Consider the following 20738-nt stretch of genomic DNA (forward strand, 5'->3'; position numbering starts at 1 on the left):
CGCCGCCAGCAGCGCCAGGGCCGGCAGCACCCGCCGCGGCCAGGCGGCCGCGGCCCCGGGGGGCGGGGACAGCGGCCTAGACCCCGGCTGGCGCCCGGCCCTTGCCGCCCGCCGCGGCCGGCGCCGCCTCCGGCCCGCCCCGCCGCAGCGAATGCTGGCCGGTGTAGAGCACGATCGGCGCGGCGATGAAGACCGAGGAGGAGGCGCTCACCACGATCCCGAACAGCATCACCCAGGCGAAGCCCGAGAGCGTGTCGCCGCCGAACAGCGCCAGCGGCAGGGCCGAGAGCAGCAGGGTCATCGAGGTGCCGAGCGAGCGGTTCAGCGTCTCGTTGATCGACTGGTCGACCAGCTGGCGCAGCGGCATGGTCTTGTACTTGCGCAGGTTCTCCCGCATCCGGTCGAAGACCACCACCTTGTCGTTGGCGGAGAAGCCGATGACGGTGAGGATGGCGGCGACCGTCGTCAGGTTGAACTCCACGTTGAACAGCACCATGAATCCGACCGTCTTGGTCGTGTCCAGGATCAGGGTGATGATCGCGGCGATGGCGAACTGCCATTCGAAGCGGAACCAGATGTAGACCAGCATCGCCAGCATGCTGATCGCCAGGGCGATCATGCCGCCGAGGAAGAGCTCGTCCGAGACCCGGTTGCCCACGGCTTCCACCCGCAGGATGCGCGCGCCCGGCGCCACCTGCTCCACGCCCGCGCGCACCGCGTTGACCGCCTGCTGGGTGCCGCCCTCGTCGGCCTGGACCGGCAGCCGCACCAGCACCGTCTCGGCATCGCCGAAGGCCTGCAGCCCGACGTCGCCGAGGCCGAGGCCGGAGACCTTGCTGCGCAGCGCCGCCAGGTCGGCCGGGCCCGGGGTCCGCACCTCCATGACGATGCCGCCCTTGAAGTCGATGCCCTTCTCGAGCCCCGGATAGAAGGCGCCGATCAGGGATGCCGTGGACAGCACCGCCGAGACCAGCAGCCCGACCCGCGCGCCCTTCATGAAGGGGATGCGGGTCACGTCGGGGATGATGCGGAACAGCGGCCGCGCCATCCGGCCCCAGAAGCCGCGGCCATCCTCGATCACCGGCAGGGTCTTCGGCCGGGTCGTGCGGTACCACCAGGAGACCATCAGCCGGACCAGCGTGGTCGCGGTCCACATCTGCACGATGGTGCCGATGGCGACCGTGACCGCGAAGCCCTTCACCGGCCCGCTGCCGAAGGCATAGAGGCAGGCCATGGCGATCAGGTTGGTCAGGTTGCTGTCCATGATGGTGCCGGAGGCCTTGGTGAAGCCCGCCTCCAGCGCGCTCAGCGGTGGCCTGCCGTTCTTGTATTCCTCGCGGATGCGCTCGTTGATCAGGATGTTCGCGTCGAGCGCGGTGCCGAGCGTGAGGACGATGCCGGCGATGCCCGGCAGGGTCAGCGTCGCCTCCAGCACCGAGAGCGCCGCCAGCAGCAGGATGATGTTCACCAGAAGGGCGATATCCGCCAGCCAGCCGAACAGGCCATAGGCGAGGCCCATGTAGAGGAAGACGAAGACCGCGCCGAGCGCCAGCGCCAGGATGCCGGCGCGGATCGCATCCGCCCCCAGCTCCGGCCCGACCGTGCGTTCCTCCACCACCGTCAGCGGCGCCGGCAGCGCGCCGGCCCGCAGCAGCACGGACAGCTCGTTCGCCCCGCGGGCGTCGAAATTGCCGCTGATCTGGCCGCGGCCGCCGGTGATGGCCTCGCGGATGTTGGGCGCGGTGATCACCTTGTCGTCCAGCACGATGGCGAAGGGCCGGCCGACGTTGGCTCGCGTCACGTCGGCGAAGCGCCGGGTGCCGATGGAATCGAAGGTGAAATTCACCACCCATTCGCCGGTGCGGTTGTCCTGCCCGGCGCGGGCATCGGTCAGGTTGGCGCCATCCACCTCGACCCGGCGCCTGACCGCATAGCGCGTCTCCGGCTGGCCGGGCCGGGCCTCGCCCATCAGGAACATCACCCCGGGCGGCGGCGTCGCGGCCGCGACATTCGCCGTCTCGTCCAGCAGGTGGAAGGTCATCCGCGCGGTCTTGCCGAGCAGCTCCTTGATCCGGTTCGGGTCCTCGACCCCAGGGAGCTGCACCAGGATGCGGGCCTGGCCCTGGCGGGCGATCAGCGCCTCGGAGACGCCGGTCTCGTCGATCCGGCGGCGGACGATCTCGATCGACTGCTCGACCGCCGCGGTCGCCTTGGCCCGGAGCCCGACCTCGGTCAGCGTCGCGGTCACCACCCCATCGGGGGTCGAGGCCACCTCGATGTCGGGCGTCGTGGCGCCCATGCTGGTCGGGATCTGGTTCGCCTGCTCGCGCAGCTGCGCCATCGCCGCCGGCACCTGCGCCATGTCCCGCACCCGCAGGCTGACCCGCCGGTTGGCCGGCTCCGCCGCCAGGTTCACGTAGCCGACATTGGCCTGGCGCAGCCGGGTCCGGCTGGCGTCGGCCAGGCTCTCGAGCCGCTCCTTCACCACCGCGTCCATGTCGACCTCGAGCAGCAGGTAGGACCCGCCGCGGAGATCGAGGCCGAGCGAGAACTGCCGCGCCCAGGAAGGCAGGGAGGCCTTGGGGAAGAGGTTCGGCGTGCACAGCAGCACGCCGAACAGGCAGACCGCCAGGATCGACAGGGTCTTCCAGCGGGCGAAGAACATCATGGGGCGGGGTGACTCATGGGAGGGTAAAGCCCTAGGGGAAGGCGCGGCGAGGGCGGCAGCGGCCCCCGGCAAACCGGCGGGAATGTGACGACGGCCGCCGAGGGATGCAACCCTGGCGGCGATCCGATGTTGGCCACCGTAACATGCTTGCTGCGACTCGAACCGAAAACGTTCCATGGACCCTGGCCGGCGGGCCCGCTCCGGCCCTGGCGCGGCCCCGGGGCCGCCCGGCCGTCGGGGCGGCGCAACCGGGGCCCCTCCCGGGCGTCTTGCCCCGCAGCCCCGCCGCGCCGAGTTTGCGCCGGCGCCGCCCCGAAGCCCCGCCCCGCCCGAGTCGCAGCTTGCCGCGGCCTACCGGATGCCCTGCCCGATGAACTCCCCCGCGCCCGCGGCCAGCCCCGCCACCCAGGCCCAGGTCGAGGCCGACCAGGAACGGATCGGCGCCGAGATCCTCGGCCTCGACCTCAGCACCGACCCCTTCGTCTCCGCCGTCCGGGCCACCCGGATGCCGATGATCATCTCCAACCCGCGGCTGCCCGATAACCCCACGGTCTTCGCCAACGACGCCTTCGTCCGCCTCACCGGCTACCCGCGGGAGGAGATCCTCGGCCGCAACTGCCGCTTCCTGCAGGGGCCGGCAACCGACCGGGACTCGATCCGGCGCATCAGCGAGGCGGTCCGGTCGCAGCAGTCGATCGAGATCGACATCCGCAACCACCGCAAGGACGGCTCGACCTTCTGGAACCGGCTGCTGCTGGCGCCGGTGCACGATGCCGCCGGCGAGCTGACCTACTTCTTCGCCAGCCAGATGGACGTGACCATCGAGCGCGAGCGCCTGGCCGGGCTCGAGAGCCGCAACGCCGCGCTGGTCGCCCAGCTCAGCGACCGGCTGCAGTCGCTGAGCGAGAGCGAGGCCCGGCTGCGCTTCGCCACCGAGGCCGGCAAGCTCGGCATCTGGGAGCTCGACCTGCGCCGCGGCGAGCTCACCGCCTCGGCGATCTGCCGGCTGAACTACGGCCGCCCCGCCGACTCCCCCTTCGACTTCGCCACGCTGCGCGAGGTGGTGCACCCCGAGGACCTGCCGCGGCTGCAGGCCGGGCTGGCCGAGAGCATCGCCAGCGGGGCCGATTTCGGCGCCGAATTCCGGGTGCTCCGGCCGGACGGCACCCCCGGCTGGATCGAGGCCCGGGCGCAGGTGGTCACCGGGCTCGACGGCGCGCCGCTGCGCCTCGCCGGCACCTCCCGCGACATCACCAACCGCAAGAACAACGAGGCGCAGAACCGGGCGCTGCTCGAGCTCGACGACTGCTTCCGCGCGCTCGACCGTCCCGCCGACCTCGCCGCCGCCGCCGCCGAGATCCTCGGCCGCACCCTCGAGGCCTCCCGCGCCGGCTACGGCACCATCGACCTCGAGGCCGAGACCGTGACCATCGAGCGCGACTGGAACGCCCCGGGCGTCGCCAGCCTGGCCGGGGTGCTGCGGTTCCGCGACTACGGCAGCTACATCGAGGACCTCAAGCGCGGCGAGACCGTGGTCTTCGGCAATGCCGAGGTCGACCCGCGCACCGCGGGCAACGCCGCGGCGCTGCGGGCGATCAGCGCCGTCTCGGTCATCAACATGCCGGTGACCGAGCGCAACGGGCTGGTGGCGCTGCTCTACATCAACCACGCGACCGCCCGCGAATGGCAGCCGCACGAGCTGGCCTTCGTCCGCGAGGTGGCCCAGCGCACCCGCATGGCGGTGGAGCGGCGGCGGGCCGAGGACGACCTCCGGGCCCTGGCGGAATCGCTCGAATCCCAGGTCGTCTCCCGCACCGAGGCGCTGATGGAGGCCGAGGCGGCGCTGCGCCAGTCGCAGAAGATGGAGGCGGTCGGCCAGCTCACCGGCGGGCTGGCGCATGACTTCAACAACCTGCTGGCCGGCATCACCGGCAGCCTGGAGCTGATGCGGACCCGCATCGCCCAGGGCCGCCTGCCCGAGGTCCAGCGCTACCTCACCGCCGCCCGGGGCGCCGCCGACCGCGCCGCGGCGCTGACCCACCGGCTGCTCGCCTTCTCCCGCCGGCAGACCCTGGCGCCCAGGCCGACCGACATGAACAAGCTGGTCGCCGGCATGGAGGAGCTGATCCGCCGCACCATCGGCCCGGCCATCACCCTCGAGGTGGTCGGCGCCGGCGGGCTCTGGGCGACGCTGACCGACCAGAGCCAGCTCGAGAACGCGCTGCTCAACCTCTGCATCAACTCCCGCGACGCCATGCCGAACGGCGGCCGGCTGACCATCGAGACCTCGAACCGCTGGCTCGACGACCGCATGGCCGCGGCGCAGGACCTGCCGGCCGGGCAATACGTCGCGCTCAGCGTCAGCGACACCGGCACCGGCATGACGCCCGACATCATCTCCAAGGCCTTCGACCCCTTCTTCACCACCAAGCCGATCGGCCAGGGCACCGGGCTCGGCCTCTCCATGATCTACGGCTTCGCCCGGCAGTCGGGCGGGCAGGTGCGGATCTATTCCGAGATCGGCCAGGGCAGCGTGGTCAGCGTCTACCTGCCGCGCCACGTCGGCGCGACCGAGAGCGCGGAATCGCCGGGTGCCGACCCGGAGCTGCCGCGCGCCGAGGTCGGCGAATCGGTGCTCGTCGTGGACGACGAGCCGACCATCCGCATGCTGGTCACCGACGTGCTGCAGGAGCTGGGCTATGCCGCCATCGAGGCGGAGGACGGCGCCGGCGGCCTCAAGCTGCTGCGCTCCCCGGCCCGGGTCGACCTGCTGGTGACCGATGTCGGCCTGCCCGGCGGCATGAACGGCCGCCAGCTCGCCGATGCCGGGCGGGCGCTGCGGCCGGGGCTGAAGGTGCTGTTCATCACCGGCTATGCCGAGAACGCGGCCATCGGCCATGGCCACCTGGAGCCGGGGATGCACGTGCTGACCAAGCCCTTCGCCATGGAGACCCTGGCCAACCGCATCCGGGCGCTGATCGAGGGCGGCTGAGGGCGGCCCGGCCCGCCCTATGGCGGGGCCGGCCGGCCCTGCTAGAGAGGCGGCCGCAGCAGGATCGGGATCCCCTCCACCATGCCCCTTCGCATCGGCGTTCTCGGCGTCGGCCATTTCGGCCGCTTCCACGCGCTGAAGCTGGCCGCGGCCGGCCTCCTCGCCGGGGTGCACGACGCCGACCCGGCGCGCGCCGCGCTGGTCGCCGCCGAGGCCGGTGCCCCGGCGCTGGCGGTGCCGGCGCTGCTGGCGGCCGCGGATGCCGTCGTCATCACCGCGCCCACGGCGCATCACCACGCGCTGGCGATGCAGGCGCTGGCCGCCGGGCGGCATGTCTTCGTCGAGAAGCCGATCGCCGCCACCACCGCCGAGGCCGCCGAACTGACCGCCGCCGCCCGGGCCGCCGGGCTGGTGCTGCAGGTGGGGCACATTGAGCGCTACTCCGCCGCCATCCGCACCCTGCGGGCGAGCGCGGCCACCGACGGGGCGCTGGCCTTCGAGGCGACCCGCGTCGCCCCCTTCCGGCCGCGCAGCCTCGATGTCTCGGTGGTGCTCGACCTGATGATCCACGACCTCGACCTGGTGCTGACGCTGGCCGGCTCGCCGCTGGCCGAGGTCCGCGCCAGCGGCGCGCGGGTGATGTCGGACCATCCGGATTTCGCCGTGGCCCAGCTCCGCTTCGCCAGCGGCGCCGCGGCGACGGTGACCGCCAGCCGGGTCAGCGTGGCGATGGAGCGGCGGCTGCGCATCCTCGGCCCGCTCGGCGAGACCCGTGTCGACTTCCTCGCCCGCAGCCTGGAGCGGCTGCATCCCGGCGGCGCCGAGGCGGTCGGGACCATGCCCGGCTGGGGCATCACCCGCGCCACCTGGGTCGAGCACGACAGCCTGGAGGCCGAGCAGGCGGCCTTCGTCGCCAGCATCGAGCGGGGCGCCCCGGTGGAGGCCAGCGGCGCGGTCGGGCTGGCGGCGCTGGATGCCGCGCTGCGGATCGAGCAGGCGATCGCCGCCGGCGGATAGGGCTGGACGTTGCTGGTTCGTTCCAGTACGCTGCGGCGTCGGGCCGGGCTCCGGCACCCGGTGCGGCCTGAGGCCTCAATTCTAAAATTTCTCCACCGGATTGCAGCGATATCAACGGCTTGGGGCGGTCCAATTTAGCGGATTTGAGTGGAATTGAGCCGTTTTGAGGCGAATTCAGTCCCGCCCGGCGGCGTCCAGCACCCGCAGCACCGCCACCGCCGCCGCCTCGCTCGGCAGCCCCTCCGGCACCCGCAGCCGGGCCAGCACCGTGGCGAAGCCCTCCCGCTGCGCCGCGACCAGCCCCGGGTCCCGCAGCAGCGCGACCAGCGCCGCCGCCAGCCGCGCCGGGGTGCAGTCCTGCTGCAGCAGCTCCGGCACCACCGCCCGCTCGGCCAGCAGGTTGACCAGGGAGACGAAGGGCACCTGGATCAGCCGGCGGACGATCGCCGCGGTGACCGGGTTGACCTTGTAGCCCACCACATGCGGCACGCCCGCGACCGCCACCTCGAGGCTGGAGGTGCCGGACTTGATCAGCCCGACCGCCGCCGCCGCATAGGCGTCGTGCTTCTCCGCCGCCGTGCGGGCGAAGATCGGCGGCACCGGCCAGCCGGCGCTGCCCGCCCGCACCGCCGCCTCGACCGGCCCGGCCAGCGCCACCACCGGCCGCAGCCCGGGCACCTCGGCCTCCGCCCGGCGCAGCGCCGCGCCGAAGACGGCGAGCAGCCGGCGCACCTCGGACCGCCGGCTGCCCGGCATGACCAGCACCACCCGCTCCCCGGGCCGCAGCCCATGCGCCGCGCGGAAGCGGGCGGCATCGCCCGCGGCGGCGCCGCTCTCGAGCACCGGGTGGCCGACGAAGGTGACGGGGATGCCGGCGCGCTCGAAGAAGGGCGGCTCGAAGGGCAGCAGCGCCAGGATGCGGTCGACCCGCTCGGCGATCTCGGCGACCCGGCCCGGCCGCCAGGCCCAGACCTGCGGCGCCACGTAATGCACCACCGGGATGCCCTTCGGCCGGACGCGGGCGGCCAGCCGCAGGGTGAAGCTCGGCGCATCGATGGTCACCAGCACCGCCGGGCGGCGGGCCAGCACGTCGGCCTCCGCCTCGTCCATCCGCCGGGCCAGCCGGCGCAGGTTGGGGATCACCTCGAGCAGCCCCATCAGCGACAGCTCGCGCATCGGGAAGAGGCTCTCGAGCCCGGCCTCGGCCATGCGCTCGCCGCCGATGCCGGCGAATTCCAGGCCGGGCCGCCGCGCCCGCAGCGCCGCCATCAGGCGGGCGCCGAGGATATCGCCGGAGGCCTCGCCGGCGGCGATGTAGATCAGGGTCATGCGAATACCGCCGGCCGCGGCCGCTCGACCGGGCCGGCCGGCCAGTCCCGGTGGTTGAGCACCGCGCCCTCCCGCCGCACCGTGGCGATGCGCTCGGGGTCGAGCGTGCAGAAGACCCAGCCCGGCGCATCCAGCGCGCCGCGGGCCAGCACCCCATCCTCGGGGAAGCCGCGATCCACCGGGCCGAAGACGGCGGCGAAGCCGCGGTTCACATCCAGCGCGGCCGACCAGGGCGCCTCGCCCACCGTCGGCGCCATGGCGACGAAGCACTGGTTCTCCAGCGCCCGCGCCTGGCAGGCGAAGCGGACGCGGTTGAAGCCGTGCATCGTGTCCGTGCAGGTCGGCACCAGCACCAGCCAGGCCCCGGCCTCGACCTGGGTGCGGACGTGCTTCGGGAATTCCGCGTCGTAGCAGATGGAAACGCCGAGCCGCCCCCAGGGCGTGTCGAAGACCTGCGGCCCGGCGCCGGGGGCGATGCCCCAGCGCTCCGCCTCGAAGCGGGTCATCGCCATCTTGTCCTGGAAGGCGAGGCGGCCGTCGGGGGCGATCAGCGGCGCCCGGTTGAGCACCCGGCCATCGGCGCCCGGCATCGGCAGGCTGCCCGGCAGCAGCCAGATGCCGTGGCGGCGGGCGACGCCGCGCATCGCCTCCAGCACCGCCGGGGCCTCCGCCACCATGGCGCGCAGCTCGCCGGCCTCACCCGCCCCGCCGGCCGCCAGCTCGACGCTGGCATACTCCGGCATGAGCAGAAGGTCGGCCCGGCCGGCGGCCTCGGCGACGAAGCCCTCCAGCCGCGCCGCGTAGCCGGCGACGTCGCGGGGATTGCCGACCGGCCAGGCGAGGACGCCGAGGCGGAGCGCGGTCACAGCGGGTCCTTCAGCCAGAAGCCGAGGCTGTGCGGCGTCTCCCGGTCGTCTCCCACTTCCTTCCAGGAGAAGACGCAGGAGAGGTCGGGCCGCGGCAGGTAGCCGCGCCGGCGCCAGAAGCCGTCCAGCGGCTGGTGGCCGGCCGGCCGGCGGGGGTCGTTGGCGTTGCGCACCACGGCGCAGAAGGCCGCCGCGTGCAGGCCGAGGGAGCGCGCATGCGCCTCCCGCGCCGCGAAGAAGCCGACGCCGGCGCCGCGCCCGCGATAGGCCGGCAGCAGCACGCTCTCGCCGAAGTAGCAGAAGCCCGCGCCGTCCACCCCGCGCCGGCGGAAGGCGGCCTGCACCGGCGCATGCGCCTCGGCCAGCGGCTGGCAGGTGGCCATGCCGACCGGCGTTGCCCCGTCGAAGGCGACGACGATCGCCGCGCCGGGGCTGGCGGCCAGGGTCGCGAGGTAGCCGGATTCGAAATTCGGATCGCTCTGATAGAGGTAGGGCCATTCGGCGAAGACCGTGCCGCGCAGCCGCGCCAGCCCGGGCAGCGCCGCGGCCAGCGCGGCGCCGCCGAGGGTTTCGATCCGCAGGGGAGGGGAGCTCATGCCCCCGGCTTAATCGGCCCGCGCCGGGGAGACAACCGGGCCGCCGGCCATCTCCCGCTGCTGCCGGGCGCTCTCGGCGAAGGCGGCGAGGCCCTTCTCCACCGTGGCCCGGTCAAGGTCGCGCAGGATGAAGACCAGGCGGGAGCTGCGGTCCTCGGTGCCATCGGCCCGGCGCGGCCAGGCGGCCAGGCGCACCGGCGGGTGGAACAGGTGCTGCACGCCATGGATGGCGATCGGCCGGTCCTGGCCCTCGAGGTTCAGGATGCCCTTGATCCGCAGCACGCTCTCGCCCCGGGTCATGGTCAGCACCTCGAGCCAGGTGGAGATGCCGTCCCAGGGCAGCGGCGCGTCGAAGCTGAGGCAGAAGCTGTGGATGCGGGCATCGTGCCGGCTGGGGTCGTGCCCATGCTCATGCCCGTGATGGTGGTGGTGGCCATGGTGGGCGTGCGCGGCATAGGCCTCGGCATCCAGCCAGCGGCGCACGTCGGGGTGCTTAGCGGCGGGGTCATAGAGGCCGCAGTCCAGCAGCTCGGCCGGCGCGATCTCGCCATGCAGGGCGTTCAGCAGCGGCGCGCCGGGGTTCAGCGCCCGCAGCCGCTGCCACAGCGCCGAGACCTGCTCGGGCGTCGAGAGGTCGGTCTTGGTCAGCACCAGCCGGTCGGCGACGGCGGCCTGCTTCACCGCCTCGGCCTGGGCGTCGAGGGTCGCCATGCCGGTCGCCGCATCGACCAGCGTCACCACCCCATCGAGGCGGTAGCGGGCCAGCACCAGCGGGTCGCTCATCAAGGTCTGCAGGATCGGCGCCGGGTCGGCGAGGCCGGTGGTCTCGACCACCACGCGGCGGATCGCGTGGCCGGCCGCGACCCGCTCCGCCAGGTCGCGCAACGCGCGCACCAGGTCGCCGCGCACGGTGCAGCAGAGGCAGCCGGCGTTGAGCAGCACGGTATCGCCGTCCAGCCGCTCGACCAGCAGATGGTCGAGGCCGATCTCCCCGAATTCGTTGATCAGCACCGCGGTATCGGTGAGGCCAGGGTGCCGCAGCAGCCGGTTCAGCAGCGTCGTCTTGCCGGCGCCGAGGAAGCCCGTCAGGACGGTGACCGGGATCGGGGTCCCATGGCTTGAAATCATCGGCCGTACAGCGCCTCCGGGTCGGTGGTCGGCTGGGCGATCTCGGTGACCGCGCCGTCGCGCAGCGCGACGAAGAAGCAGTTCCGCCGGCCGGTGTGGCAGGCGACCCCGGTCTGGTCGACCAGCAGCAGCAGCGTGTCGCCGTCGCAGTCGACCCTGAGGTCGACCAGCCGCTGCGCCTGGCCCGAGGTCTCGCCCTTCCGCCAGAGCCGGTTGCGCGAGCGGGAGAAGTAGCAGGCCCGGCCGGTGGCCAGCGTCTCCTCCACCGCGTCGCGGTTCATCCAGGCCAGCATCAGCACCTCACCGCTGTCGTGCTGCTGGGCGATGGCGGGGACCAGGCCGCGCAGGTCGAAGCGGATGGCCTCCAGCAGCCGGGCGCGGGCCTCGGCGGCGGGGGCGGCCCAGGATGGGGGAGGGGCGAGGCTCGTCGGATCGGGGGTCATCACCCTATATAGGACCCGGAGCCGCCGATGGAGGAGCCCCGATGCCGGCCATGGACCAGGACGCCGAGGTGGCGGCCAAGCAGGACGCCCAGATGGAGGCGAGCCTGGAGCGGGCCGCAGCACTTTGCTCCCGCCGCGGCGCCCAGCTCACGGAGCTGCGCCGGCAGGTGCTGCGGCTGGTGCTCGATTCGGCCCAGCCGGTCGGCGCCTATGCCCTGCTCGACCGGCTGAAGGCCAGCCGGGCCGGGGCGGCGCCGCCCACGGTCTACCGGGCGCTGGATTTCCTGGTGGAGCAGGGGCTGATCCACAAGGTGGAACGGCTCGGCGCCTTCATCGGCTGCGCCGAGGTCGACGACCACCCGGCGGATTGCGACTGCGGCACGGCGCACGACCACCCGCATCAATTCCTCATCTGCTCGCGCTGCGGCACCACGACGGAGCTGAGCAACCCCGGCGTCGCCCTCGCCCTGTCGCGCGCCGCCGCCGCCGCCGGCTTCGCCCTGGCCCGCGCCACGGTGGAGGCGGAGGGGATCTGCGCCGACTGCCAGGCGGCCGCCTGATGCGCCGCCGCCTCGTCCTGCTGCTGCCGGCCGCCTGGCCCATGGCCGGCCGGGCGCAGCCGGCCGCGCCCGGGACGCCGCCGCGCGGCCCGGAGGCCCGCAAGGCGGAGCTGGACCGCGCCTTCGAGGCCTTGCGGACCGCCCCGAACGAGGAGGGCGCGGCGCTGGTCGAGGGCCGCATCCGCATGCTCTGGGCCCAGGGCGCCAGCCCGGCGGTCGGGCTGCTGCTGCGCCGGGGCGGCCGCAACCTGGAGGCGGAGCTGCCGGTCGAGGCGCTCGAGGATTACGACGCCGCCATCACCCTGGCGCCGGATTTCGCCGAGAGCTGGTTCCTCCGGGCCCAGGCCAACCTCCGCGCCGGCGCCGGCGCCGCGGCGGCGCGGGACCTGCAGGAGGTGCTGCGGCTGGAGCCGCGGCACTGGCCGGCGCTGACCATGCTGGCGGCGATCCAGAACGAGGCCGGCGACCCGCAGGGGGCGCTGCGCAGCCTACGGGCGGCGCTGGCGATCAACCCGCAGATGCCGGGCGGGGCGGAACGGCTGCGCGAGCAGCGCCGCAAGGCGGAGGGCGACGCCACCTGAGGCCATGCCCATGTTGCATGGCAGCGATCCCCAGGAATGATTGCCCTGTCATGCGAAGCGGTTCAACATTGCCGCCATGACATGTTGCCCGCCGCCGCCGCGGCGGTGCGGCGCCGGCCCTGGGGACCCTGCCATGAACGAGTTGCTGACTATCCTGCCCTGGGCCTTCTGCCTGGTCGCCGCCGCCGCCGCGGTGAAGCTCTCCCGCTGATCCCTCGTCGTTGATCCCTCCTGGCCGGCCGGCCGGGCCCGGGCTACACCCGCGGGGGTGCTGTGGGGTCGGGATGGCGGGCTGGTGACGATGCGCTTCTCCTGGAGGGGCCTGGCGCGGGAGGCGCTGCGCGGGCATGCCGGCTGGACGCCGCACTGGCGCAGCCCCGAGCAGCCGCAGCCGGGCTACGACGTGGTCATCCTGGGCGGCGGCGGGCATGGCCTGGCCACCGCCTACTACCTCGCCAGCCAGCACCGGCCCGGCCGCATCGCCGTGCTCGAGAAGGGCTGGATCGGTGGCGGCAACACCGGCCGCAACACCACCATCATCCGCAGCAACTACCTCTTCCCCGAGAGCGCGGCGCTGTATGACCATGCGCTGCAGCTCTGGGAGGGCCTCTCCCTGGCGCTGAACTACAACGTCATGTTCAGCCCGCGCGGGGTGATGATGCTGGCGCATTCGCAGCACGACGTGCAGTCCGGGCTGCGCCACGTCCATGCCAACCGCCTGGCCGGCGTCGACAACGAATGGCTGACGCCCGCGGAGGCCAAGGCCTTCTGCCCCCCGCTCGATACCTCGGCGGCCATCCGCTACCCGGTGCTCGGCGCGGCGCTGCAGCGGCGCGGCGGCGTCGCCCGCCACGACGCCGTGGCCTGGGGCTATGCGAGGGCGGCGAGCGCGCTCGGCGTCGACATCATCGAGGGCTGCGAGGTCACCGGCATCGACCGCGACCCGGTGAGCGGCGCGGTCACCGGGGTGCAGACCGGCAAGGGCCCGATCCGCTGCCGCAAGCTCGGCGTGGTCGCCGCCGGCAGCACCAGCCTGGTGATGGCCATGGCCGGGCTGCGGATGCCGCTCGAGAGCTTCCCGCTGCAGGCGCTGGTCTCGGAGCCGGTGAAGCCGGTGTTCCCCTGCGTGGTCATGTCCAATACCGTGCACGCCTATATCAGCCAGTCCGACAAGGGCGAGCTGGTGATCGGCGCCGGCACCGACCAGTACCCGAGCTACTCCCAGGCCGGCGGGGTGCAGATCCTGGGCCATACGCTGGAGGCGATCTGCGAGATGTTCCCGATCTTCCGCCGGATGCGGATGCTGCGCGCCTGGGGCGGCATCGTCGACGTGACGCCGGACCGCTCGCCGATCCTGAGCCGCACGCCGGTGCCCGGGCTCTATGTCAACTGCGGCTGGGGGACGGGGGGCTTCAAGGCGACGCCCGGCTCGGGCCATGTCTTCGCCGCCACCATCGCCCGCGACGAGCCGCACCCGATCGCCGCCCCGTTCAGCCTCGACCGCTTCGCCGGCGGCCGGCTGATCGACGAGGCGGCGGCGGCGGCGGTGGCGCACTGATGCTGCTGATCGCCTGCCCCTGGTGCGGCGATCGGCCGGAGCTCGAGTTCCGCCACGCCGGCGAGGCGCATGTGACCCGCCCGGCCGATCCCGCCGCCGTCTCCGACGCGGCCTGGACCGGTTTCCTGTACGAGCGGCAGAACCCGCGCGGCCTATACCGCGAGCGCTGGCGCCACCTGCATGGCTGCGGCCGCTTCTTCAACGCGGTGCGGCATACCCTGACCGACCGCTTCCTCGGCAGCTACCCGCCCGGCGGGGAGCCGCCCGCGTGAGGCTTCCCGCCGGCGGCCGGATCGACCGCGACCGGCCGCTCCACTTCACCTTCGACGGCCGCGCCTATACCGGCTACGCCGGCGACACCCTGGCCTCGGCGCTGCTCGCCGCCGGCGTGTCGATCTTCGGCCGCAGCTTCAAGTACCACCGGCCGCGCGGCCTGCTGGCGGCGGGTGCCGAGGAGCCCAATGCGCTGGTCGAGATCGACCGCGGGCCGGGGCGGCGCGAGCCGAACCAGCGCGCCACCATGGTGCCGCTCGAGGCGGGGCTGGTCGCCCGCAGCCAGAACCGCTGGCCGAGCCTCCGCCTCGATGTCGGGGCGCTGGCCGGGCTGGCGGCGCCGCTGCTGCCGGCTGGCTTCTACTACAAGACCTTCCTCGGCCCGCGGCGCGATTCCTGGCACCGGCTCTGGGAGCCGCTGATCCGCCGCATGGCCGGGCTCGGCCGGGCGCCCGATGCCCCCGACCCGGACCGCTACGGCAACCGCTTCGCCCATTGCGAGACGCTGGTGGTGGGCGGCGGCCCGGCCGGCATCGTCGCCGCCCTGACCGCCGCCGAATCCGGCGGCCGGGTCATCCTCTGCGACGAGCAGGAGGAGCTCGGCGGCAGCCTGCTGGCGACGCCGGAGGTCATGATCGACGGCCAGCCCTGCTGGGAGAGCCTGGCCGCCGCGGTGGCCGAGCTGCGGGCCAACCCGCAGGTGCGGGTGCTGACCCGCACCACCGCCTTCCACTACGGGCTGCAGAATTTCGTCGCCCTCGCCCAGGTGCTGGACCGGGCCGATGGCCTGCGGGAGCGGCTCTGGCAGGTCCGCGCCGGGCGGGTGCTGCTGGCGACCGGCGCCATCGAGCGGCCGATTCCCTTCCCAGGCAACGACCGGCCGGGGGTGATGCTGGCCGGGGCGGCCCGGAGCTATTGTGCCCGCTGGGGGGTGCTGCCGGGCCAGCGGGCGGTGCTGCTGGCGGCGCACGACAGCGGCTATGCCGCCGCCTTCGCCCTGGCGGATGCCGGGGCCGCGGCAGGGGCCGGGGCGGTGGTCCCGGTCATCCTCGACCTGCGGGCGGCGCCGCCCGAGGCGCTGGTCGCCGCCGCGGCGGCGCGCGGCATCACCGTGCTCGCCGGCCACGGGGTGGTGGAGACCATCGGCGCCGGCCGCATCAGCGGCCTCCGCGCCGCGCCGCTGCGGCCGGACGGCACCCCCGACCGCGGCCGGGCGACGGCCATGGCCTGCGACCTGCTGCTGATGGCCGGCGGCTGGACGCCCAACGTGCAGCTCTTCTCGCAATCGCGCGGCCGGCTGCGCTGGGACGCCGCGGCGGATGCCTTCCTGCCGGGCGGGAGCCCGGAGGCGCAGGCCAGCCTCGGTGCCTGCAACGGCACCACCGAGCTCGGCGCGGTGCTGCAGGAAGCCGCCGCCGCCGGGCGGGGCGAGGCCCAGGCCGCCGCCGCCCCCGCGGTCCCCACCGCCCTGCCGATCCGCGCCATCGCCGCCGGGGCGGTGGCGGCCCGGAAGGCCTTCGTCGACTTCCAGAACGACGTCACCACCGCCGACCTCGCGCTGGCGGTGCGGGAGGGCTTCCGCTCGATCGAGCACGTGAAGCGCTACACCACCACCGGCATGGCGACCGACCAGGGCAAGACCAGCGGCATGATGAGCCTCGCCGTCACCGCCGCGGTGCTGGGCCGGGACCTGCCGGAGGTGGGGCTCACCAGCTTCCGCCCGCCCTATACCCCGACCAGCTTCGGCACGCTGGCCGGGCGGCACCGCGGCGCGGTCTTCGATCCCGGCCGCACCGCGCCGATGCACGACTGGGCGGTGGAGCAGGGCGCCCTCCTCGAGCCGGTCGGCCAGTGGCTGCGCGCCCGCGCCTTCCCGCGCGGCGCCGAGGACCTGCAGGCCGCGGTCGCCCGGGAATGCCTGGCGGTGCGCCAGGCGGTCGGGATCCTCGATGCCTCGACCCTTGGCAAGATCGAGGTGGTGGGGCCGGATGCCGCCGAATTCCTCGAGCGCTGCTACGCGAACGCCTGGCACGGCCTCGCCCCCGGGCGCTGCCGCTACGGACTGCTGCTGCGCGAGGACGGCTTCCTGCTCGACGACGGCGTCGTCGCCCGGCTGGCGCCCGACCGCTTCCATGTCACCACCACGACCGGCGGCGCGGCGCGGGTGCTGCACCTGCTCGAGGATTACCGCCAGACCGAGTTCCCCGAATTGCAGGTCTGGCTGACCTCGACGACCGAGCACTGGGGCGTCGCCGCGCTGCAGGGGCCGCGGGCGCGGCGGGTGCTGGCGCCGCTGGTCGAGGACCTCGACCTCGCCGCCCTGCCGCACATGGGGGTCGCCGAATGCCGCGTCGCCGGCTTTCCCGCCCGGCTGTTCCGCGTCAGCTTCAGCGGCGAGCTGGGCTTCGAGGTGAATGTCCCGGCCAACCGGATGCCGGCGCTTTGGCAGGCGCTGTGGCAGGCCGGCGCGCCGCAGGGCCTCACCGCCTACGGCACCGAGGCGATGCACGTGCTGCGGGCCGAGAAGGGCTTCATCATCATCGGCCAGGAAACCGACGGCACGGTGACGCCGGACGACGTCGGCCTGGGCTGGGCGATCGGGCGGAAGAAGCGCGACTTCATCGGCAAGCGCGGCCTGGCCCGGGCGGGGATGGCGGCGCCGGACCGGCGGCAGCTGGTCGGCCTCGCCCCGGCGGACGGGCGGCGGCCCGAGGAAGGGGCGCAGCTGCTGGCCGGGGCGCGCCGGGCCGAGGGCCATGTCACCTCGGCCTATGACAGCGCCTGCCTGGGCCGGCCCTTTGCGCTGGGCCTGCTGGCCGGCGGCCGGGCGCGGCACGGCGAGACCGTCTTCGCCACCCGGCGCGACGGCCCGCCGCAGCCGCTGACCGTGGGATCGCCGGTCGCCTGGGACCCGGCCGGGGAGCGCCTCGATGGTTGAGACCGCCCGCATCAGCCTGCAGGCGCCGCCGGCGCTGACCGCGGCCTTCGGCGAGGCCTTCGGCATCCCGCTGCCGGAGGCCCTGCTCACGGCCCGGTCGGGCATGGCCCGGGCGGCGCTGCGGCTCGGCCCCGACGAATGGCTGCTGCTGGCCGAGGATGCCCCGGCGCGGGTGCTCATCGCCGCGCTGGAGGCGGCGCGGGCCGGCGCCGCCGCCTCGATCGTCGATGTCTCCGACCGGCAGGTGGCGCTCGACATCGAGGGGCCGGAGGCGCTGGACCTGCTGGCCGAGGGCTGCCCGCTCGACCTCGCGGCGATGCCGGAGGGCGGCTGCACCCGCACCCTCTTCGGCAAGGCCGAGGTCATCCTCTGGCGCCGGGCCGAGGACTGGTTCCGGCTGGAGGTGGCGCGGTCCTTCGCGCCCTATGTCCGGGCGCTGCTGGCGGAGGCGGCCGGAGACCAGGACCGGGATGGCGGCTAGTACAGGCCTGAGCGCCCCGGCCCGCGGACCCCGCTCCGGCGTGCCGGCCGGGCTGTGCTTCAGCGCGCCTCGATCAGGCCGCGGATGCGCCGGGCCAGGCCGACGGCCTCGAAGGGCTTGGTGATCAGCGCCATCCCCGGCTCCAGCACGTCGCCGGCCAGCCCCGCCGCGTCGGCATAGCCGGTGACGAAGAGCACCCGGAGCCCCGGCCGAAGCTCCCGCGCCGCATCGGCGAGCTGGCGGCCGTTCATGCCGCCGGGCAGGCCCACGTCGGTGACCAGCAGGTCGATCCGCCGGGCGGAGCGCAGCAGGTCCAGCGCCTCCTTGCCCTCGCCCGCCTCGAGCGCGCGGTAGCCGAGGTCGCGCAGCACCTCCACCACCACCCCGCGGACCACCGGCTCGTCCTCCACCACCAGCACCGTCTCGCCGGCGGCGGCGCCCAGGGCTTCAGCCGGCGCCGCGGCGGCCGGGCTGCCCGGGTCGACGGGCTCCGGACCATCCCCGGCCGGGTGGTGCTGCGGCAGGCAGAGCCGGACGGTGGTGCCGTCCCCCGGCGCCGAGCGGATCCGGACATTGCCGCCCGACTGGCGGACGAAGCCGTAGATCATGGAGAGGCCGAGCCCGGTGCCCTGGCCGGTCGGCTTGGTGGTGAAGAAGGGGTCGAAGGCGCGGGCCACCACCACGGGGTCCATGCCGACGCCGGTATCGGCCACGGCGAGGCAGATGTAGTCGCCGGGGGCCACCTCGTCCCCGGCCAGCAGCCGGACATGGCCGGCGTGGATCCGCAGCCAGCCCCCCTCCGGCATCGCGTCCCGCGCATTGATGGCCAGGTTGAGGATGGCGTTCTCGAGCTGGTTGGGATCGCAGAGGGTGGGCCGCAGCCCCGGCTCGAGCTCGACCGAGAGGACGATGGCCTCGCCGATGGTGCGGCGGAGCAGCTCCTCCATCGAGCGGATGAGCGCGGCGACATCGACCGGGCGGGGGTCGAGCGGCTGGCGCCGGGCGAAGGCCAGCAGCCGCTGGGTCAGCGCCGCGGCCCGCTGGGCCGAGGTGGTGGCGGCTTCGACGTAGCGGCCGACCTCCGAGGCGCGGCCCTCGGCGACCCGCTTCTTCAGCAGCGCCAGGGAGCCGATGATGCCGGTCAGCAGGTTGTTGAAGTCATGCGCGATGCCGCCGGTGAGCTGGCCGACCGCCTCCATCTTCTGCGCCTGGCGGAGCTGGTCCTCGGCGGCACGGAGGGCGGCGGCGGCGGTCCGCTCGGCGGTGACGTCGCGGCCCACAGCATGGATCAGCCCCTCGGCCGGCACCGCGGTCCAGGAAACCCAGTGCCAGCTGCCGTCCTTGTGCCGGTAGCGGTTCTCGAAGCGCAGGGTGGCGAGGCCCTGGCCAAGGCGGGCGGTCTCGACCAGGGTCGCCTCGTGGTCCTCGGGATGCACGAGGTCGAGGAAGCGGCTGCCCACGAGGTCTGCCTGTCCCCAGCCGAGCTGGCTGGTCCAGGCCGGGTTGACCGCGGTGACGGTGCCGTCGAAGTGGGCGACCAGCATCATGTCCTGCGACAGCAGCCAGATCCGGTCGCGCTCCCGGGTGCGTTCCACCACCCGGCCCTCGAGCGAGGAATTGACCGCACGCAGCGCCGCCTCGGCCCGGCGCTGCTCGTCGATGTCGATGTTCATGCCGACCCAGGCCCGCAACTCGCCGTCCGGGCCCAGCAGCGGGACGTTGCGCGCCATGGTCCAGCGGTGGCCGCCGGCGTGGTGGCGCAGCCGGTAGGCATGCTCGAAGGGGCGGCGCCGGGCGACGCAGTCGCGCCACAGCGCGGTGGCGGCCGCCCGGTCCTCGGGGTGGATCGCCTCGGCCCAGCCGTTGCCGCGCCATTCCGCCTCCGCCTGGCCGGTGAAGGCACGCCAGGATGGGCTGTCGCCCACCGCCAGCCCCTCGGCGTCGGAGGTCCAGACGATCTGGGCCGAGGCCTCGACCAGGGCCCGGAACCGCGCCTCGCTCTCGCTCACCGCCTGGGCGGCCGCCTGGCGCTCCGAGATGTCGATGACCGAGCCGATGTAGCCGAGGTACTCGCCGGCGTCGCCGAATCGCGGCGCCGCCGCGTCGATCACCGCGGCATAGCTGCCGTCGCCCCGGCGCAGCCGGTAGTCGATCTGGAACGGGTGGCGGGCGGCGTTGTGGGCGAGGAAGGCGGCGTAGGCCGTGGCCTGGTCGTCCGGATGGATGGCGGCCGTCCAGCCGAAGCCCTCGCCGGCGCCGGATGGCTGGCCGGTGAATTCGTACCAGCGACGGTTGAGGTAGGTGGAACGGCCCTCCGGATCGGTGGTCCAGATCATCACCGGGGCATGGTCGGCCATGTTGCGGAAGCGGGCCTCGCTCTCGCGCATCGCCGCCTCCGCCTCGGCCCGCTGGCGGTCGGCGAGCACCTGGCCGGTGGTCTCGGTGCAGGCGCAGAACATCCCGGCGATGCGGCCGGTCTCGTCGCGCAGCGGGCTGTAGCTGAAGGTGTACCAGGTATCCTCGGGATAGCCGTGCCGCTGCATGACCAGGTGCATGTTCTCGACCCAGGTCGCCTCGCCCTCCAGGGCGCGGCGGACCAGCGGGCCGATGTCGTCCCAGATCTCGGACCAGATCTCCCGGAAGGGCCGGCCGAGCGCCGCCGGATGGCGGGTGCCGAGGATGGGCCGGTAGCTGTCGTTGTAGAGGAAACTCAGCTTCTCGCCCCAGGCGAGGAACATGGGCTGGCGCGATTCCAGCATCAGCTGCGCCACGACGCGCAGGCTGGCGGGCCAGCCCTCGGGCGGGCCGAGGGCGCTCCGGCTCCAGTCCAGGGTCCGGATGGCCTCGGCCATCCCGTCGCGGCAGCGGGGCATCCAGGCCAGCGGGGCAGGGGGGGCCGTGCCCGGGCCGCCGGCGGGCCCGGTCGCAGGGCCACTCATCAACGGCGGGCCGGGCGCCACCGGGCCGGCCTATTCCGCATGCTGCGCCGCCGCCCTGGCCCCTGTCTCGTGGTCCATGCCCCTGCCCGTCTGCCAAGGTTGCCGGTCCGACGCCGGTGCGGCGTCCGGCGTGCATCCTTCCATCCCAGCGGCGGCGGAGGGTTCCGGTTCCATGGGGTGCCCAATCCGCCGCAACGTCAACCCTGGGTCGAAGGCCGGGCCGCCGGTCCGGGCCGGCCGGTCCTCACATGCCGAGGGCACGCTTGTAGAGGTCGAGCAGGGTCTCCTGTTCCTCGACCTCGGCCGGCTCCTTCTTGCGGAGCGAGATCAGGGTGCGCACCACCTTGACGTCGAAGCCTTTTCCACCCC

Annotated in this window: 15 protein-coding genes and 1 pseudogene; 8 read left to right on the forward strand and 8 right to left on the reverse strand. The window is 74.0% G+C overall.

Translation table 11 applies throughout. The features are described 5' to 3' along the window. Positions 1-76: 76 nt before the first annotated feature. A complete protein-coding gene (gene secD, locus QWZ14_RS11315) occupies positions 77-2845 on the reverse strand; it encodes a protein translocase subunit SecD (RefSeq protein ID WP_456307236.1) in 2769 nt (922 codons plus the stop codon). Positions 2846-3038: 193 nt separating this feature from the next. Here secD and QWZ14_RS11320 point away from each other — a divergent pair, with 193 nt between their 5' ends. Then, the gene (locus QWZ14_RS11320; RefSeq protein ID WP_290316767.1) at positions 3039-5660 is read left to right on the forward strand and encodes a PAS domain-containing protein; all 2622 of its coding nucleotides are present in this window, start codon (positions 3039-3041) and stop codon (positions 5658-5660) included. A gap of 81 nt (positions 5661-5741) precedes the next feature. Then, the gene (locus QWZ14_RS11325) at positions 5742-6677 is read left to right on the forward strand and encodes a Gfo/Idh/MocA family protein (protein WP_290316768.1); all 936 of its coding nucleotides are present in this window, start codon (positions 5742-5744) and stop codon (positions 6675-6677) included. A gap of 174 nt (positions 6678-6851) precedes the next feature. Here the strand turns inward: QWZ14_RS11325 and lpxB are convergent, their stop codons facing one another. The 5 genes from lpxB to hisI are packed head-to-tail and all read right to left on the reverse strand — an operon-like array spanning position 6852 to position 11039. After that, entirely contained in the window at positions 6852-8006 is a 1155-nt protein-coding gene (gene lpxB, locus QWZ14_RS11330; protein WP_290316769.1) for a lipid-A-disaccharide synthase, read from the reverse strand. After that, complete coding sequence (locus QWZ14_RS11335; protein ID WP_290316770.1) at positions 8003-8872, reverse strand: carbon-nitrogen hydrolase family protein; 870 nt, start codon at positions 8870-8872, stop codon at positions 8003-8005. Before QWZ14_RS11335 ends, lpxB begins: the two co-directional genes overlap by 4 nt. Beyond that, positions 8869-9468, reverse strand: coding sequence for a GNAT family N-acetyltransferase (locus tag QWZ14_RS11340; RefSeq protein ID WP_290316771.1), 600 nt, complete (start codon positions 9466-9468; stop codon positions 8869-8871). Before QWZ14_RS11340 ends, QWZ14_RS11335 begins: the two co-directional genes overlap by 4 nt. Before the next feature lie 9 nt (positions 9469-9477). Beyond that, complete coding sequence (locus tag QWZ14_RS11345) at positions 9478-10596, reverse strand: CobW family GTP-binding protein (protein ID WP_290316772.1); 1119 nt, start codon at positions 10594-10596, stop codon at positions 9478-9480. After that, positions 10593-11039 (reverse strand): phosphoribosyl-AMP cyclohydrolase, encoded by a 447-nt coding sequence (gene hisI, locus QWZ14_RS11350; protein ID WP_290316773.1) that lies wholly within the window; start codon positions 11037-11039, stop codon positions 10593-10595. Before hisI ends, QWZ14_RS11345 begins: the two co-directional genes overlap by 4 nt. A gap of 41 nt (positions 11040-11080) precedes the next feature. Between hisI and QWZ14_RS11355 the strand changes: the two genes are divergently transcribed. The 6 genes from QWZ14_RS11355 (at position 11081) to QWZ14_RS11380 (ending at position 17430) form a co-directional block, all read left to right on the forward strand. Then, the gene (locus QWZ14_RS11355; protein ID WP_290316774.1) at positions 11081-11599 is read left to right on the forward strand and encodes a Fur family transcriptional regulator; all 519 of its coding nucleotides are present in this window, start codon (positions 11081-11083) and stop codon (positions 11597-11599) included. After that, a complete protein-coding gene (locus QWZ14_RS11360; protein ID WP_290316775.1) occupies positions 11599-12180 on the forward strand; it encodes a tetratricopeptide repeat protein in 582 nt (193 codons plus the stop codon). Before QWZ14_RS11355 ends, QWZ14_RS11360 begins: the two co-directional genes overlap by 1 nt. Before the next feature lie 301 nt (positions 12181-12481). Beyond that, on the forward strand, positions 12482-13738 hold the full coding sequence (locus tag QWZ14_RS11365; protein WP_290316800.1) for a sarcosine oxidase subunit beta family protein: 1257 nt from the start codon (positions 12482-12484) through the stop codon (positions 13736-13738). Then, a complete protein-coding gene (locus tag QWZ14_RS11370) occupies positions 13738-14010 on the forward strand; it encodes a sarcosine oxidase subunit delta (protein WP_290316776.1) in 273 nt (90 codons plus the stop codon). The genes QWZ14_RS11365 and QWZ14_RS11370 overlap by 1 nt, the downstream gene beginning before the upstream one ends. Next, a complete protein-coding gene (locus QWZ14_RS11375; protein ID WP_290316778.1) occupies positions 14007-16949 on the forward strand; it encodes a sarcosine oxidase subunit alpha family protein in 2943 nt (980 codons plus the stop codon). The genes QWZ14_RS11370 and QWZ14_RS11375 overlap by 4 nt, the downstream gene beginning before the upstream one ends. After that, positions 16942-17430, forward strand: coding sequence for a sarcosine oxidase subunit gamma (locus QWZ14_RS11380; protein WP_290316779.1), 489 nt, complete (start codon positions 16942-16944; stop codon positions 17428-17430). Before QWZ14_RS11375 ends, QWZ14_RS11380 begins: the two co-directional genes overlap by 8 nt. A 59-nt stretch (positions 17431-17489) precedes the next feature. Here QWZ14_RS11380 and QWZ14_RS11385 read toward each other — a convergent pair whose 3' ends face one another. Both QWZ14_RS11385 and QWZ14_RS11390 read right to left on the reverse strand, forming a co-directional pair. Then, positions 17490-20303 (reverse strand): PAS domain-containing hybrid sensor histidine kinase/response regulator, encoded by a 2814-nt coding sequence (locus QWZ14_RS11385; RefSeq protein ID WP_290316780.1) that lies wholly within the window; start codon positions 20301-20303, stop codon positions 17490-17492. A gap of 310 nt (positions 20304-20613) precedes the next feature. Beyond that, positions 20614-20727: pseudogene (locus QWZ14_RS11390) on the reverse strand (DUF2312 domain-containing protein); the annotation flags it as partial. Positions 20728-20738 lie beyond the last annotated feature (11 nt).

It is taken from the genome of Paeniroseomonas aquatica (genome assembly GCF_030409335.1).
GTDB classification, from domain to species: domain Bacteria; phylum Pseudomonadota; class Alphaproteobacteria; order Acetobacterales; family Acetobacteraceae; genus Belnapia; species Belnapia aquatica.

Coding starts and splice junctions, on each gene's coding strand:
- QWZ14_RS11325 (WP_290316768.1), top strand. CDS start 5,742: ATGCCCCTTCGCATCGGCGTTCTCGGCGTCGGCCATTTCGGCCGCTTC.
- QWZ14_RS11320 (WP_290316767.1), top strand. CDS start 3,039: ATGAACTCCCCCGCGCCCGCGGCCAGCCCCGCCACCCAGGCCCAGGTC.
- QWZ14_RS11340 (WP_290316771.1), bottom strand. CDS start 9,468: ATGAGCTCCCCTCCCCTGCGGATCGAAACCCTCGGCGGCGCCGCGCTG.
- QWZ14_RS11360 (WP_290316775.1), top strand. CDS start 11,599: ATGCGCCGCCGCCTCGTCCTGCTGCTGCCGGCCGCCTGGCCCATGGCC.
- lpxB (WP_290316769.1), bottom strand. CDS start 8,006: ATGACCCTGATCTACATCGCCGCCGGCGAGGCCTCCGGCGATATCCTC.
- secD (WP_456307236.1), bottom strand. CDS start 2,845: ATGGAACGTTTTCGGTTCGAGTCGCAGCAAGCATGTTACGGTGGCCAA.
- QWZ14_RS11365 (WP_290316800.1), top strand. CDS start 12,482: ATGCGCTTCTCCTGGAGGGGCCTGGCGCGGGAGGCGCTGCGCGGGCAT.
- QWZ14_RS11370 (WP_290316776.1), top strand. CDS start 13,738: ATGCTGCTGATCGCCTGCCCCTGGTGCGGCGATCGGCCGGAGCTCGAG.
- hisI (WP_290316773.1), bottom strand. CDS start 11,039: ATGACCCCCGATCCGACGAGCCTCGCCCCTCCCCCATCCTGGGCCGCC.
- QWZ14_RS11385 (WP_290316780.1), bottom strand. CDS start 20,303: ATGCCCCGCTGCCGCGACGGGATGGCCGAGGCCATCCGGACCCTGGAC.
- QWZ14_RS11355 (WP_290316774.1), top strand. CDS start 11,081: ATGCCGGCCATGGACCAGGACGCCGAGGTGGCGGCCAAGCAGGACGCC.
- QWZ14_RS11380 (WP_290316779.1), top strand. CDS start 16,942: ATGGTTGAGACCGCCCGCATCAGCCTGCAGGCGCCGCCGGCGCTGACC.
- QWZ14_RS11345 (WP_290316772.1), bottom strand. CDS start 10,596: ATGATTTCAAGCCATGGGACCCCGATCCCGGTCACCGTCCTGACGGGC.